This is a genomic window from Campylobacter sp. IFREMER_LSEM_CL1097 (assembly GCF_025772225.1).
GTDB lineage: Bacteria > Campylobacterota > Campylobacteria > Campylobacterales > Campylobacteraceae > Campylobacter_D > Campylobacter_D lari_D.
The window spans coordinates 26984-42849 of sequence record NZ_JAKMRT010000008.1 but is presented as its reverse complement, the minus strand read 5'-3'; the positions used below and the strand labels follow the sequence as shown (position 1 = coordinate 42849).

Below are 15866 nucleotides of genomic sequence, written 5' to 3'. Positions count from 1 at the left end.
CCTTTTTTTATTTGCTAGTATTACTTTCGCTAATTGGAGCACTTGGTGCAACTGGAATGCTAGTTGTGTTTGTTTCAGGTGCCTTTGGTAAAATTTGTTCTGCTTTTTCAGCAAGTGAGTTAGAATTAGCATTATTATACATATAACTTAGAGCAATTGTATTAGCGATAAGTAAAACACCCATCACAAAAGTAAATTTAGCTAAAAACCCTGCAGGACCCTTTGCTCCAAACAAGCTTTCATTACTTCCGCTATATGCTCCAAGTCCTATGCTTGAGCTTTTTTGTAATAAAACAGCAATACAAATAATCACAACAATTGCAAATTGCAAAATAATTAAAAGAGTAGTCATGAATTTTCCTTATTGAAAATAAAATGAGTATTTTAACTTAAAAAGTTTGATAAAAACTTGAAAGAGGTAAAGAAAATTTGCGAGAATTTTTCTCGCAAATTTTTATCTGCTATTAAAGCTTCTTAAAATATTAAGAAGAGAGATGAAAAGATTGATAAAATCAAGATAAAGCGCAACTGCACCTTCGATTGGTGTTTCATAATTTCCTCTAATGATGTTTTGAGTATCATAAAGAATGTAAAAAGAAAATAAAATTGCACCAATGCCAGAAATTGCTAAGCTTAAAAGTGAACTTTGAAAAAAGATATTAATTAAAGAAGCTACTACGATAACAATTAAAGCTATAAAAAGCATTTTTCCCATCATAGTAAAATCTCTTTTTGTATTCATAGCAAAAACGCTTAAAGCACCAAAAGCCACTGTTGTTAAAGCAAAAGCTTGAGCGATAATGCTAGCTCCTGCAGGAAGTGCTAAAACAGAATATAAAAGTGGTGTTAAAGTAAGTCCTGAAACAAAAGTAAAGGCAAAAAGTAAAACTAAATTAAGCGGAGCTTCTCTTTTTTTCCATTGTAATGCAAATAACAAGCCAATTTCTACGATAAATAAAATCCAAAAAGTTGCTTGAGATTGTGCAAATAAATGTGCTAAGGCAAAAATTCCTATGTAAGCACCTGCTGTTGCAGCTAATAATGAAGCAGCAAAAAGCTGATAAGTTTGTTTTATAAAAATGCTCAAATCACTTCTAGCATAACCTTCAAATTCTTGAGTTTTAGAGTTAGAATAATCTCTATCATAAAGACTCATTAAAATCCTCCAATAATTTTTAAAAATTAAAATTTACAAAAAAAAGATAAATAAAAGATTAAAATTGTATAAAAATATAACAAAAAATAAATTTATAGATTTATTTTAAGTAAAAATAATTTAGTATAATGCTTTATTAAAATGCAAAAAAGGACTTTTTTTGAAAGACTTGATCGAGGGTGCTTTAAAATTTATGCAAGAAGATTTTAAAGAGCATGCAGAACTTTTTGAAAGTTTAAAAAATAAACAAAATCCCCACACGCTTTTTATAGGATGTGCTGATTCAAGAGTTATACCAAATTTAATTACTAATACAGGTCCAGGAGAGCTTTTTGTTGTAAGAAATATAGGCAATATAGTTCCACCTTATAGAGTAGGAGATGATTTTTTGGCAACTACTTCAGCTATTGAGTATGCTTTTAGTTCTTTACATATAAAAAATATCATAGTTTGTGGACATAGTAATTGTGGTGGCTGTGCGGCTTTATATGCAAATGAAAATGAGCTAAAGAGTATGCCGAATGTGAGAAAATGGCTTACCTTGCTCGAGCCTATTAAAAATAAGGTTTTAAAAGTTGCAGGCAGTGATTTAGCCATGCGATCTTGGATGACTGAAAAAATGAACTTGGTTAATTCTTTGCAAAATTTATTAACCTATCCAGGTATAGAAGAAGCTTTAAATAAAAAAGAAATAGAACTTCATGCTTGGTATTACATCATAGAAACGGGTGAAATTTATGAGTATGATTTTAATTTTGAAAATTTTGTTTTAATACAAGAGAGGGTGAAAAAAGTATGAAAAAGATTGTTAATATTATTTTATTATTTTTATTTATCAGCACTTTGAATGCACAGGAAAAAAATGCTTTAGAGGATAAGAATAGTATTTTTGCTTTGGTACAAGATTATATAGAGCTTAATTTACTTTTGGAAAGTTTTAAAACCGGTGATACAAATAGCACCGAATTTCAAGATAATATCAAAGAAATAGAAAAACAAAAAACAGCTCTTTTGACTACTTTACCTTTAAAAATGGTATCTCAAAAGATTGATGATAAAGAAGCAAAAGATTTTTTAAAAACTAAGAATGCTTTACAAAAAAGTGTTGAAAATGCCCAAGCTAAAAAAAGATATTATGATTATGTGGATAATAAAATCAAACTTTTAAATTTAACCTCTGCAGAACATTTTTATCTTTGTATATTTGAATTAGAAAAAGTTTTTATAGAAGGCGCTCAAAGTCAAAAAATAAAAAAAATTATTGATGAAAGCATTGACTCATTAAAAGAAGATATAGTTTTTAATTTTGCTTTAGATAAAGAGAAAATTAATGATATTACTCAACTTAGAACCTTAGAGCTTAGTGAAAATAATTTAAGAAATACCATCAAGTCATATAATGAAATTTTGGTATATCTAAGAAATAATGCAAATTTGCTTGAAACTAATTTTTTATTTACGGGCTTGGGCTTGCAAAATGCCATTAATTATATTAATAAACAAACCTCTATTAGTAGTGTAAATGTTGGAAAAATAGTTATTTCTATTATTGTCATTGTTTTGTTTTATTCTTTGAAATTTTATCTTGCAAAAATTTTGTATTTTGTATTGATACATTTATTTGGAAAAAATTCAGAAAATGTAGAAATAAAAACTCACTTTTTAGAAAAGCTCCAAGGACCAGTGGGTTGGTTTTTGTTTGCTTATGCTATTGGAATTTGTTTTACTATTTTTTACTATCCTGCACCTGTAGATATAAGAATTAGTAATATTTTATCAATTGTTTATGTTATTTTAACTGCTTGGCTTGTGATAAATATTTTTGATAGTTATGGTATGGTAATTGTGGCAAAGCTTGCTGAAAAAAGTGGCAAACGCGAAGTGGTTAATTTAATTATTAAAATTTTATATTTTATTATTATAGTAATAGCTGTTTTATTTGTTTTATCACATTTAGGATTTAATATTTCAGCATTGATTGCATCTTTAGGTATTGGTGGTTTGGCTGTGGCATTGGCAGCTAAGGATATTATTGCAAATTTCTTTGCTTCTGTGCTTTTGCTTTTTGATAACAGCTTTAATCAAGGCGATTGGGTTGAAATTTCAGGTATAGAAGGAACTATAGTAGAAATTGGGCTTAGAAAAACTACTATTAGAACTTTTGATAATTCTTTGGTATTTTTACCAAATTCAACTATTATGGGAACTAATATAAAAAATTGGAGTAAAAGAAAAATAGGACGCCATGTAAAATTATTTATAGGTGTAACTTATGATGCAAGACCTGAACAACTTGAGCAATGTGTAGAAGATATAAGATATTTATTAGCTACTAGTCCTTTGATAGCTCAAGTTGATGATAGTGCGCTAAATCATGGTGGAACCCGCGCTAGATATAGACAAAATTTAGTTTCAGTGAATGATTTAGAAGGATATAAAAATAATACTTATGTGGCTGTGAGTGGCTTTAGCGCAAGTTCTATTGATATAGAAGTATATTTTTATACTAAAGCAGTTGATGCTGCAGGTTTTAGAGAAGCAAGACAAAGTATTTTACTTGAATTAATGAAGATTGTCGAAAGAAATAAACTAAGTTTTGCATTTCCTTCACAAAGTCTTTATATAGAAAAAATCAATAAAGACGATAAAGAAGAGTTATTATCTTAATAAGCTCTTCTTTGATCATCACACTCTACTATAATTTTTTCAGCAATGATAATGCTTCCATTTTTACTGCCTTTAACTTTAACAAGACTTCCTTTTTTTAGATCTTGCACATTGGCTTGTTTTTTATTGCTACCAAAAATTCCGCAGTTATAAATATCTATATGTGTTTGGGGTAAAATGGTAATAATTAAGTTATTATCAAAACTTGTTTGAATACTTATTGTATGTGTAGTAGTGTTTTTTAAAATACCTTGAATTTTATAAGCAAATGCAAAAGTGCTAATGCAAATTAATACAAGAAAAAAACGCATCAAAATAACTCCTTTTTAGGAGTTATTTTGCTTAATAAGCTCTTTTTTTGCATTCTATTTTAATTTCTTTAGCGGTTATATTTTGAACTTGATTTGGCGTTTGTGGATTTGGTGTTGTTTGAGTATAGCCATGGAAAACTTCAGCTTCTATAAAAGTTCCTACTTTTAAATCTCTAAAAGTGCCATATTTATCCATACCAAAAATACCACAATCATCCATGTCAATTTCTGTATTTGGTAGAATTTTTATATTCATTTTTTCTCCATAGGTGGTATCGATTAAAATAGTTTTTGCACCATCATTTACATCTACTATCACACCATAAATTCCATCTGCATAAGCAAGACTTGAAAGACTTAAAATTGTTAATAATGCAGCGATTTTCTTTTTCATTTTTTCTCCTTTATTTTTATGTAAGAATTATATAATTTTTTGAGTGAAGCAAGAGTGAATTTAGATATAATTTGAAAAATTTACCAAAAAGAGGATACCCATGAAAGGATTTTTACATTATTTTTTTATTGTTTTGCTTGCAAGCTTGTTGTTTGCATGTTCTAAAAATGAAGATAAGAATTCTATTATAAGATCTTATGGTTTTAATGAAAATACGCATAGTATTTTTATAGAATTTAATACCAATATCATTACAGAAAACATAGGTGTTGTAAAAGAAAGAGAAATTGTTATTAATAATCAAAAAATAAAAGCAAAGTATGAACTTGAAACTTCCACAAGATTAAACATATACACTTCTTTAAAAGCAAATCAAAATTATGATATTTTTATAGACTTAAATGATATTGTAGCTGATGAAAAAGTACAATTAAAAGTAAAAACTCCTTTTGAAAAACTAGATGTCAAAGGATATTTTCAAAATATATCAAATGATGAGAGTGTGTTGATTTTAAATGTTCAAAGTTTTTATGCTTTTGATAAAGATGAGTTGTTAAAAGCTGTAAAAATTAATGCACAAGAAAAAGAAATTCAAATAGATAAAATTATCATCCAAGATGATATAGCAAGTGTGTATTCTAAGCCATTAAAAATTAAAAATACAAACACTAATATAAAAGTAGTTTTTGATAAAGAAATTTTAGGTTTAGAGAAAAATATAGATTTAGAATATATTTTACTTGCAAAGAACGAATTTGTATTTCAAAATGCAAATATAATCAATAAAAACATAGAATTACTTTTTTCTCAAAGTATTTCGCAAGATCAAAATTTAAAAGAGTTGATTTTTATTACACCCAAAGTAGATTTTAAAGCATTGGTATTTGGGAATAAAATCAAGCTCATAGGAAATTTTACTCCAAATAAAACTTATGAAATTCAACTTGCTCAAGGGATTAAAAGCGCTGATGGAATTAGTACAAAAGAAAGCTATAAAACTCAAGTAAGTTTAAAAGACTATGAGCCTGCTATAAGTTTTACAAATCAAGGGGTATTTTTATCTAGCAAAGCGAGTAAAAAAATAGCTTTTAAAAGTTTAAATATTAAAAAGATCCATTTAGAAGTTCATCAGGTATTTTCAAATAATTTAAGTGAATATTTAAGATATAAAAATCTTCAAGGTGCTAAAAATTTAAGTGATTATGATAGCGATATTTTTTCAGAGAGTGATTATACTAGTGAAGTAGTATTAAAAAAAGACTTTGATATTAAAAATGTTAAAAATCAATGGCAAGAAAATGAGATAGCTTTAGATGGTTTAAAAGATTTAAGTGGTGTGTTTATAGTTAAGCTTTATTTTAAAGAAGAAGATATTGATTATGTTTTTGATGAGGGTATGGAGAGTTGGAAAAAGCAAAGATTTTTCGATCAAAAAGCAAAGATTAGTAAAAATTTGATTTTTTCAGATATAGCTTTAATTGCTCAAAATTTAAATAAAAAACTTTTTGTCGATGTAAGAGATTTTACCACACAAAAGGCTTTAGGTGGGGTTAGGGTTGATATAATTAGCAAAAGCAATCAAATTTTAGCTTCTAAGACAAGCGATGATAATGGTTTGGCTGTTTTTGATGATATTGATGAGTCAAGAGCTTTATTTATCATTGCTTCAAAAGATAAGCAAGCTTCTATTTTACGCTTAAGTTCGCCTTTATTATATGATGGTTTTGATGTAGATGGTTTAGAGCAAAATTCTCAAAACAAAGTGTTTATTTACACAGAAAGAGGGGTTTATAGACCAGGTGATGATATACATTTAACTATGGTTGCAAGAAATGATAAAGGAGCTGTTAATCACCCTATATTTTTGAGTTTTTTTGATCCACGCAATAAAAAGTTTTTAGATAAAATTAAACTTGATCCTTTGAGTAATGGAACTTTTTATAAAAAGATTTCACTTGATCAACAAGCTTTAAGTGGAGTGTATTTAGCTAGAGTAGAATTTGCAAATGCTATTTTTGATAAAGAAATTTTAGTGCAAAATATAGTGCCAAATCGTATAAAAGTATCTATACAAACTCCAAAAAGTATAAAAGAAAATGAAAAATTAGATTTTAATATTAGCTCAAAATATCTTTTTGGAACACCAGCAAGTAATTTACAATATCAAGCTGATTTATTTGTAAGTAAAAAAGAATATAAAAATTCAAAATATCCAGAATATATTTTTTCAAATCCTAGTGTTTTAGTGCAAAAATATCAAGATAATTTAAAAGGCATTTTAGATGAAAGTGGCTTTGTAAAGCAAGAATTTGCTTTAAAAGATTTTTTTAAAAATACTCCATATAATCTTGAAGCTAACATAAGGGCTAGGGTTTTTGAAAAAGGTTCAAGATCGGTTGAAGCGCTTGTGAATTCACAAGTGATATTGCATGAGTATTTTGTGGGTATTAAGCGTTTAAAAAATCACTATTTAAGCTCGGGTTCTACAATTAATTTTGAAGCTATTGTGAGTGATTTAGATGAGAATTTGATAGCAAATAGGGAGATTAAATATACTATTTATGCAAATGATTATTCTTGGTGGTGGGATTATGATAATTATGATGATTTTTTAAAATCACTCAAAAAAGATAAAAACACACAAATCATTACCCAAGGAACTATTTTAAGTAAGGATAAACCGGTTAAAATAGAATTTGATCCCAAAGAATACCATGGTGAAATGTTTATAGAGCTTGAAGATACACAAAGTAAAACAAGCACAGGAGAGTTTTTTTATATTAGTAGTTTTGGTGCGCCAAGTAATGCTGATATAGTGAGTTCTTTAAAAATAAAAAGCGATAAAAAAGAATACAAACCAAACGAAACAGCTTTTATTGAATTTGAAAGTGTTAAGGGTGCAAAAGCCATCGTTACTTTAAATGATAATGTAAAGGTTTTAAAACGCTTTGTGATAGATACGCATGAAGATATTACAAAGGTTGAAATTCCTATTCTTAAAGAATATAAGCCAAATGTGTATGTGAGTGTGATTTTGCTTCAAGATTATAATCAATACACTAACGATAGAGCCTTAAGACTTTTTGGTGTAGTGCCTTTGAATATAGTAGATGAACAAAGTAAAATCGAGCTTGATTTAAAAGTACCGGATAAAATCATGCCAAAACAAGATTTTGAAGTAGAAATTCAAAGTAAAAACAAGCAAAGTTATACTTATACCATAGCTATTGTAGATGAGGGTTTGCTTGATGTGAATGCTTTTAAAACTCCAGATATTTGGGGATATTTTTATCAAAAAATTCGCTTTAACATGAGCATATATGATACCTATGATAAAATCATTGCTAAAAATATTTCTAATGCTTCCAAGGTATTAACTACAGGCGGTGATGTTTTCTTAGAAAGTAGGGCAAATAAAAGTAAAAACGATGAAAAAGCAAGACGATTTAAACCTGTTGTGTTGTTTCAAGAGCCAGTGCAAAGTGATGAAAATGGTTATGCAAAATTAAAATTTAATATGCCTTCGTATCTAGGTTCGGTTAGAGTTATGGTAGTGGCGAACAACTTAGTGGGTTTTGGCAGTGCTTCTAAAGATATCCAAGTTAGCGCACCTGCTGTAATGCTTGAAACTTTGCCAAGGGTTTTAAGACTTGATGATGAGTTTAAGCTTTTGGTGCAGGTATTTAAAGTAGATGATGATGTAAAAAATGCAAAACTTAAACTAAAAACAAAAAATTCACTCATAAATTTTGAAAAAGATGAAATTTTAATTGATTTTGGTAATGAAAAAACAAAAGATATTTATATTAACACAAGAGTAAATTCAAGCAAGCTTGGGGTGGAAGAAATAGAGTTAAGTTTAAATGCAAAAGATTACACCTATACTCAAAATACTCAAATTGACATAAAAGCACTAAATACGATTACTTATGAGGGAAAATCTTTTAAAATTCCTGCAAATACTTCTATGGAGTTTAAAATCACACAAGATTATATCAACCCAGTGGCGTTTTTAAGTGTGAGTTCTAAGCCTATTTTAAATATAAATCATAGATTAAAATACTTGCAAAATTATCCTTATGGATGTATAGAGCAAAGTACTTCAGCGGTTTTACCGCAACTCTTTTTGCGAAAACTTGATCAAGGATCAAATGAACAAAAAAATATTAACAATATCAATGCATTGTTAAGCAAATACGCAAATTTTCAAACTGCCAATGGTGGTTTTGCTTATTGGCAAGGACTTAAAGATTCTGATGCTTGGGGAAGTAATTATGCGGGTATGTTTATGATTTTAGCCAAAGAAAGAGGCTATTATGTGAGCGAGGGAATGTTTAAAGCATGGCTTGATTATCAAAAACGCTATGTTTTAAAAGCTCAAACAAATAAAGAAATTAGAATAAATTCTTTATATCTTTTAGCTTTAGCCAAAGAGCCAAATTTAAGCATAATGAATGCTATTTATGAAGATAGTACTTATTTGCAAAGCTTAAACAATGTAAGTCTTTGGCAACTTAGTGCAGCTTATAAATTAGCAGGTTTTGATGAGGTAGCTTTAAATATAGCTAAAAATTTAAGCACAAAGCCTGATGAAAAAGCTAATTATACTCATACTTATGGATCTTTTCTAAGAGATGAAGCTATTATTGCAAATGCGTATAAAATAATTTATGGTAAAAATAATGATGAATTATTAGATGATATTAAAAAAACTTTAGAAAGCCAAGCTTGGCTTAGCACTCAAAGCACAGGCTATGCTTTATATGCTTTGGCAAATAGCTTTAGTAATGAAAATCCTAAAACTATCAATGCAAGTGTAAAAATTAATGGTGAGAGTAAAAAGCTCAATACAAGTTTTTCTAAATTTGAGTTTAATCAAGGCAGCGCTTTGATAGAAGCTAAAGAAGATACTTATGTGCATTTTGGAGTAGAGGGAATTAAAAAAGGTATTGTCGAACCTTTTGCGCAGCGTATGTATATAGAAAGAAGTTTTTATGATGAAAATGGAAATGAAATAGATGAAAGTGCTATAAAAAGCTCTCAAATTTTTTATATGAAATTAAAAATATCAAATAAAAATTATCCGGGCACTTCTAATATAGCTTTAACTCAAATTTTACCAAGTGGATGGGAGATAGTACATGATCTTTTAGATGATGAAACTCCTGATTTTGTGAAAAATTCTTATTATGATTTTGTAGATATAAGAGATGATAAAATCATGTATTTCTTTCCTTTATACTCTGATGAGTCAAGAGAATTTTTTGTGAAATTAAGTGCTGTTACTCCAGGTGTTTATACTTTGAGTGGAGCTTATGCTGAAGCAATGTATGATAATGCTTATAGAGCTTTAAGTGAGAGTAAAAGAGTCAAAGTAGTGCAGTGAAAATCAAAATAAGCCTTGCAATATGCTTTTTAAGTCTATGTCTTTACATAGGCTTAATTTATTTTAGCTTTGATAGTAAGGATTTATTTAAATGCACTTATAGTAAAGTTTTGTTTGATAAAAATAAAGAAATTCTTAGTGTATTTTTAGATTCTAACGAACAATGGCATTTAGAGAGTGAGTTTATACCGCAAAAATTAAAAAGCGCAGTTCTTTTATATGAAGACAAAAATTTTTATTCTCATTATGGAGTAGATTTTTTAGCGATTATAAGGGCTTTTAAAAATAATATTTTTTCAAGTAAAAGAAGTGGCGCAAGTACAATTTCTATGCAAACAATCAAACTTCTAGAGCAAAACAAACGCACATATTTTAATAAATTTAATGAAATCATCAAAGCTTTTGCTTTAGAAAACGCTTATGATAAGGAAGAAATTTTAAGACTTTATTTAAATAATGCTCCTTATGGAGGAAATTTAGTAGGTGTTGCAAGTGCGGGTTTATTTTATTTTGAAAAAGATTTAAAAGATCTTACTTGGAGTGAAGCAGCCTTGCTTGCTGTGCTTCCTAATAATCCAGGTTTAATTAATCTTGAAAAAAACAAAGATAGACTTTTAAAAAAACGCAATGCTTTGCTTGATAGGCTTTTTGAAAAGGGATATTTTTCTAAAGATATTTTAACTCTTGCAAAGGCTGAAAAACTTCCTAGCTTTAAAACAAGGAAAAACTTAGCTCCACATTTAGCGCGTAGGCTTTTAGCAGATAAAGAACAAATCATTTCTAGTATAGATAAAAAAATTCAAATTAAATTTGAAGAAAAAGCTAAAGAATATTCTTATAAACTACAACAAAAAGGCATAAAAAATCTAGCTATATTGTTAGCAGATACCAAAACAAATAAAGTTTTAGCTTATGTAGGCTCTAATGATTTTTATGATTTTGCAAGTTTTGGTCAAGTTGATGGGGTGATAGCAAAGCGTAGTGTGGGCTCAACCTTAAAACCTTTGCTTTTTGCTTTTGCCATAGATGAGGGACTTATAGTGCCTGAATCTTTAATGCTTGATGTACCTACATTTTTTTCTAACTTTGCTCCACAAAATGCAAATAAAAAATACCATGGTTTTATTAGCGCAAAAGAATCTTTGCAAAAATCACTTAATGTTCCTTTTGTAAGCTTACTTGCAGAATATGGGTATGAGAAGTTTTTTTATAAGCTCAAAGATATTTTAGATTTTGAAGATGAAAATTTTAAAAAATACGGACTTTCTTTGATTTTGGGCACAAAAGAATTTAGTTTAGAAGATATGGTAAAAATCTATCTAGGACTTGGAAATTATGGAAATTTTAAAGAGCTTTTATATGAAGAAAATGCATTTACTAAAGAAAATAAAAAGCTTATTGGTGATGGAGCAAGCTTTTTAACCTTACAAACCTTAAAGGATTTAGATAGAGCAGGTTTAAGACAATATGATTTTAATACTATTATTTCTTGGAAAACAGGCACAAGTTATGGTAGAAAAGATGCCTGGGCTATAGGAACTTCTCCAAAATACACTTTAGGAGTGTGGGTTGGAAATTTTAATGGCGAGGCAAATGCAAATTTATATGGTGTAAGCATAGCAGGGGAATTGTTTTTTGAACTTTTAGCCTTACTCGAGAGAGTTAATTTAGAATTTGAAAAGCCTAATGATTTAGTTTCTATCAAAATTGAAAATCAAACAGGATATAGATATGATTATAAATTTGACTTTAAAGAAGTGCTTTACCCGCAAAGTGCAAATGTCTTAAGAACTTCACCATTTCTAAAAGAAGTTTTTATGTATAAAAATAAAGAAGTTGATTCTTTAGATGAAAATTTCATCCATGCAAAGAAAAAGATTATATTAAATTTACCTTCCAATGCACAAGCATTTTTTGCAAAAGAAAAGCAAAATTTACAAAGCTCTAATCAAAATTTAAAAATCATATATCCACTAAATAATCTTAATATCATTTTGCCAAAAGATTTAAAAAGTAAGCAAAAATTGTTAATTAAACTTATAAACCCTAAAAAAGAAAAACTTTTTTGGTATTTAAATCAAGAATTGATTTTTGAAGGAAAAGAAGAAAGTTTATCTTTGGATTTAAAAAAAGGTAAATATGTTATTAATGTTATTAGTGAAAATGGTTCTAATGATTTTATAAAATTTAATATATTTTAATATTATAAAAATATTTTTAAACTTTAATATCTATAATTTTTGGAGTGATATTTTGAGAAAGAAATTGATTAAATTCTCCCACATCATCATTAAATTTCATACCAAAAAGAATTTCTAATTCTTCTCTTGTGCTAAATTTATTTTTTAAAAGTTTTTTATAAGTTCATTTTTTGTATTATCATCTTTGTAGGTTTCTTTGTTTTTACTTTCACCTTGTATAGGTTTGAAAGATTTTTCTTTGTCTTTTTCTAAAGTTTCCTGAGGTTTATTAATCTTTTTACTAAAATCAACAAAGTATGTATTTTGAAGCCCAAGGTATTTTTCTTTAAACTCATCTATGCTTTTGCTTGTGTGAAAAATTTTAACATAAGCTTCATCATAATCTATTCCATTTACGCTCAGCCAACGAGGTGATTTGGCATTTTCATTCATCCATTTAAATAAATCTTCAACTTCTTTTCTTTGTAAAAACTACTCAATTCTTTAGCTTTAACTTGATAATTTTTATTGTTTATAAAATATTTAATATTTTAATAAATTTTAATTTTTATTTAATGAAAAGTTTTTATAATTATAAAAATTTATAATTTATTAACTAAAGGAGAAAAAATGCGTAATTGGAATCTTGGTGCTAAAATAGTTGCAATAGCTATTATAACGGTTGTTTTAATCTTAAGTATTTTATCTTTTTTGATTATAAACAGATCCACAGCTATTTTAAATACACAAATAGAAAATACACTCACAGCTTCTGTGCATCGTTATGGAAATCAAGCTGAAGCGAGCATTAGGTCTTTATTCGTCAGTACTATTGGTACACAAAGAACTTTAAACAATCTTATTTCAGAAGGTGCTATAAACCCAAAAAGGATAGAAAATATCCTCGGAGAAGCCATTGATGCAAATGGAGATATAGCTTATGGTTATTATTATTTAAAAGACGGAACTGCATATAAAAATTTGGGTGTTGATGTAAAATATTTTTCAAATAATAATGAATTTATGGTGTTAATGAGAGATGTAGATATTAACAATGCTGGCGGTATGCAAACTTTAGCAGCAAGTGAAGAGATTGCTAAAACGAATGCTATAAAAAATTTGATGGGGGGGGGTAAGTTATATTTTGGAGAACCAAGATGGTATAACATACATGGAAATAAATTTCTAGGTGTTCATGTAGCTGCACCTATTGCAGATAAAAAAGGAAAGGCTATAGGTGTTGTTGGTATGCTTTTTGATCTTAAACCTACGGCTGATTTTTTAAATGATTCTTCAAGATCTATTTATCAAGGAGCAAGAAGGATTTTAATAGCAAGTAATGGTGTTATAGCTACGCATCCAAATGCTGAATTTGTTACAAAAAAGATTACAGAGGTTAATAAAAATACAGCTCATATAATAGAAGCACAAAAAACTATCCATGCAGGAGCTATTGATTATAAAGCAGATGATGGTAGTGAATATCATGGTGCTATAAGAGTATTTGAAATATGGCCAAATACGGGAATTTATTGGGCTATGTTGGCTATTGTCCCAAATGAATCTGTATATGCTTCTATTGTGGATTTAAGAAATATTATTTTGATTAATTCTATTATAGCGATAATTGTTATAGTAGTTGTGATTGGTACTTCAGTAAAAAGAATAGTTTCTATAAGAGTGCAAAGACTTCAAGATCATTTAATGAAATTTTTTAGATACTTAAATCATGAGCTTCCAACCGTTGAGGTTTTAATTCCTAGATATAATGATGAACTTGGAAAAATGGCATTAATGATTAATGATAATGTTCAATATATACATACTTGTTTAGAAAAAGATGACATAACTGTGCAAAATATCTTAGAAGTATCTTGTGATATAGAAAAAGGACATTTTACTCAAAGAATAAAAGCAAATCCTGTTAATCCAAAACTTGTGGAATTAAAAGAAGTATTAAATAAAATGCTTGATGATATGCAAATGAAAATTGGTAAAGATTTAAATGAAATAGAAAGAGTTTTTAAAAGTTTTAAAAATCTTGATTTTTCAGATAAGCTTGAGTATGCTGATGGTGAGATAGAAAAATCGCTTAATGCAGTCGGAGAAGAAATAAGAAAAATGCTTCAAGCTTCATTAAAACAAGGGGAAATGCTTCAAACTAAAGCTGATGCTTTAAAAGAAAGTGTTTTAAAGCTTAATGATGGCGCACAAAAACAAGCTGATTCTTTACAAGAAAGCGCAGCTGCTGTTGAAGAAATGAGTGCTTCTATGAACGCAGTAGCAGCAAGAACTGAAGAGGTTATTAAACAAAGTAGCGATATTAAAGATGTAACTGATGTTATTAGAGATATTGCTGATCAAATTAACCTACTTGCATTAAATGCAGCTATTGAAGCAGCTCGTGCAGGAGAACATGGTCGTGGCTTTGCTGTTGTTGCTGATGAAGTTAGAAACTTAGCAGAAAGAACTCAAAAGTCTTTAGGTGAGATTGAAGCTAATACTAATATCTTAGTACAATCTATTAATGAAATGGGTGAGAGTATTAAAGAGCAAGCTTTAGGAATTTCACAAATTAATCAATCTGTTTCAGTAATAGATGGTTTAACTAAAGAAAACTCACAAATTGCACATGCAACTAATTCTGTAGCAAATGAAGTTGATTCTATGTCGGCTGATATTGTAGCAGAAGTTAGAAGAAAGAAATTCTAAAAACTACCCTTTAAAGGGTAGTTTAATTTATAAAATACTCTTGAATTTTATTTTTATCTTCAAAAGCCATACTTTGGAAAATTTTATCTTTAAAACCTATTTTGTATTTTGTATTATTTTGAGTTTTAGCATAAGTTAGTGCTATGCTTAGAGCAAGTTCAAGATCTTGCGGATTGATATTTTCATCTACCAAAGAATAAGCACCGATTAAATCAAAGAGTTTTAATTCTTCATATTTTTGAGTTTTTAATTCTTTTAAAAATTGATTTTCTAGCTCATTTCTACCTACTATCATTTTAGAGCCATTTGGAAGTCTTAAGTGGCGTCCATATTTTAAAAGTTGTGCATCATTAACTTGCATATTTTTATCAAATTTAATAAAATCTTTGATTTTATTTGAAAAACTTTCAAGTGTGAGCAAACATCCACCACCTGGACTTTCAAAATCTTCAAAACCAAATTTGGCAGCTAGTTCAAGTTGTCTTTTTCTACTTCTTCCGCTGATGTTTTCTAACTTTTCTCTATCAACCCAACCCTCACGCTCAGGTTTAGTTAAAGGTAAATTTTTAGCGCACATTGGACGCAAGATTAAATCTTCTTCATCAAGTGCTAGTTTTTTAACCTTAGCCATAGCATCATTTCTTTGACTCATAGGGCGTTGACCAACTACTTCTCCTGTGATGATAAAACTTGCGTTTTCATCTTTTAACATAGAAAGAGCGGTTTTAAACATAAAAGCATGACAATCTATACAAGGGTTAAAATGTTTTCCATAACCATATTGAGGATTAAATAAAACTTCTTGCAAATATGCATTTCTTACATCTATCATTTCAAAACTAGCCCCTGCCATAGCAGCGCGTTTTGCCATGAGTTCGCTTTTATCGCTTGTGCCACCAAAGCCTATATTGATATTTAAAGCTTTTACCTCTATGCCTTGAGAGCTTATAAGTTTTATAGCAAGCATAGAATCAAGGCCACCACTAAAAAGTGCTAATGCTTTCATTTTTTCCTTTCGAAATTTTTGGCATATTGTAGTGAATATTTTTTAATTTTTATG

9 protein-coding genes and 3 pseudogenes are annotated in these 15866 nt (G+C 28.5%); 6 read left to right on the top strand and 6 right to left on the bottom strand.

Annotation, left to right across the window (positions count from 1 at the left end):
* Positions 1-7: 7 nt before the first annotated feature.
* A complete protein-coding gene (gene secG, locus L8W64_RS04815) occupies positions 8-352 on the bottom strand; it encodes a preprotein translocase subunit SecG (RefSeq protein ID WP_133319019.1) in 345 nt (114 codons plus the stop codon).
* A gap of 102 nt (positions 353-454) precedes the next feature.
* Positions 455-1156 carry a Bax inhibitor-1/YccA family protein gene (locus L8W64_RS04810; RefSeq protein WP_039629164.1) on the bottom strand — a complete coding sequence of 234 codons (702 nt, stop codon included), beginning with the start codon at positions 1154-1156 and terminating at the stop codon, positions 455-457.
* Positions 1157-1316: 160 nt separating this feature from the next.
* On the opposite strand from L8W64_RS04810, the gene L8W64_RS04805 reads away from it, so the two are divergent.
* Both L8W64_RS04805 and L8W64_RS04800 read left to right on the top strand, forming a co-directional pair.
* Positions 1317-1955 (top strand): carbonic anhydrase, encoded by a 639-nt coding sequence (locus tag L8W64_RS04805; protein ID WP_133319017.1) that lies wholly within the window; start codon positions 1317-1319, stop codon positions 1953-1955.
* Positions 1952-3823, top strand: a complete 1872-nt coding sequence (locus tag L8W64_RS04800; protein WP_133319016.1) for a mechanosensitive ion channel family protein — start codon at positions 1952-1954, stop codon at positions 3821-3823. The genes L8W64_RS04805 and L8W64_RS04800 overlap by 4 nt, the downstream gene beginning before the upstream one ends.
* Here L8W64_RS04800 and L8W64_RS04795 read toward each other — a convergent pair.
* Entirely contained in the window at positions 3820-4134 is a 315-nt protein-coding gene (locus L8W64_RS04795; RefSeq protein WP_220567077.1) for a hypothetical protein, read from the bottom strand. The two genes, L8W64_RS04800 and L8W64_RS04795, sit on opposite strands and share 4 nt — an antisense overlap.
* 31 nt (positions 4135-4165) lie before the next feature.
* Positions 4166-4528 (bottom strand): hypothetical protein, encoded by a 363-nt coding sequence (locus tag L8W64_RS04790; RefSeq protein WP_263672979.1) that lies wholly within the window; start codon positions 4526-4528, stop codon positions 4166-4168.
* 100 nt (positions 4529-4628) lie between these two features.
* Here L8W64_RS04790 and L8W64_RS04785 point away from each other — a divergent pair, with 100 nt between their 5' ends.
* Together L8W64_RS04785 and pbpC are read left to right on the top strand one after the other, a co-directional pair.
* Positions 4629-9914, top strand: a complete 5286-nt coding sequence (locus tag L8W64_RS04785) for an alpha-2-macroglobulin family protein (protein ID WP_263672977.1) — start codon at positions 4629-4631, stop codon at positions 9912-9914.
* The gene (gene pbpC, locus L8W64_RS04780; protein WP_263672975.1) at positions 9911-12115 is read left to right on the top strand and encodes a penicillin-binding protein 1C; all 2205 of its coding nucleotides are present in this window, start codon (positions 9911-9913) and stop codon (positions 12113-12115) included. Before L8W64_RS04785 ends, pbpC begins: the two co-directional genes overlap by 4 nt.
* Before the next feature lie 16 nt (positions 12116-12131).
* On the opposite strand, the pseudogene L8W64_RS04775 reads toward pbpC, so the two are convergent.
* Positions 12132-12352 (bottom strand): annotated as a pseudogene (locus L8W64_RS04775) (hypothetical protein); the annotation flags it as partial.
* 372 nt (positions 12353-12724) lie between these two features.
* Here L8W64_RS04775 and L8W64_RS08985 point away from each other — a divergent pair.
* Both L8W64_RS08985 and L8W64_RS08980 read left to right on the top strand, forming a co-directional pair.
* Positions 12725-13348, top strand: a pseudogene (locus L8W64_RS08985) (hypothetical protein); the annotation flags it as partial.
* Between the two features lie 1077 nt (positions 13349-14425).
* Positions 14426-14806, top strand: a pseudogene (locus tag L8W64_RS08980) (methyl-accepting chemotaxis protein); the annotation flags it as partial.
* A gap of 22 nt (positions 14807-14828) precedes the next feature.
* Here L8W64_RS08980 and L8W64_RS04765 read toward each other — a convergent pair.
* Positions 14829-15812, bottom strand: a complete 984-nt coding sequence (locus L8W64_RS04765) for an MnmA/TRMU family protein (protein WP_214135261.1) — start codon at positions 15810-15812, stop codon at positions 14829-14831.
* Positions 15813-15866 lie beyond the last annotated feature (54 nt).

Bases quoted from the DNA above. Each gene is read 5' to 3' on its own strand.
- L8W64_RS04795 (WP_220567077.1), bottom strand. From the start codon at position 4,134: ATGCGTTTTTTTCTTGTATTAATTTGCATTAGCACTTTTGCATTTGCT.
- L8W64_RS04810 (WP_039629164.1), bottom strand. From the start codon at position 1,156: ATGAGTCTTTATGATAGAGATTATTCTAACTCTAAAACTCAAGAATTT.
- L8W64_RS04785 (WP_263672977.1), top strand. From the start codon at position 4,629: ATGAAAGGATTTTTACATTATTTTTTTATTGTTTTGCTTGCAAGCTTG.
- L8W64_RS04765 (WP_214135261.1), bottom strand. From the start codon at position 15,812: ATGAAAGCATTAGCACTTTTTAGTGGTGGCCTTGATTCTATGCTTGCT.
- L8W64_RS04790 (WP_263672979.1), bottom strand. From the start codon at position 4,528: ATGAAAAAGAAAATCGCTGCATTATTAACAATTTTAAGTCTTTCAAGT.
- L8W64_RS04800 (WP_133319016.1), top strand. From the start codon at position 1,952: ATGAAAAAGATTGTTAATATTATTTTATTATTTTTATTTATCAGCACT.
- secG (WP_133319019.1), bottom strand. From the start codon at position 352: ATGACTACTCTTTTAATTATTTTGCAATTTGCAATTGTTGTGATTATT.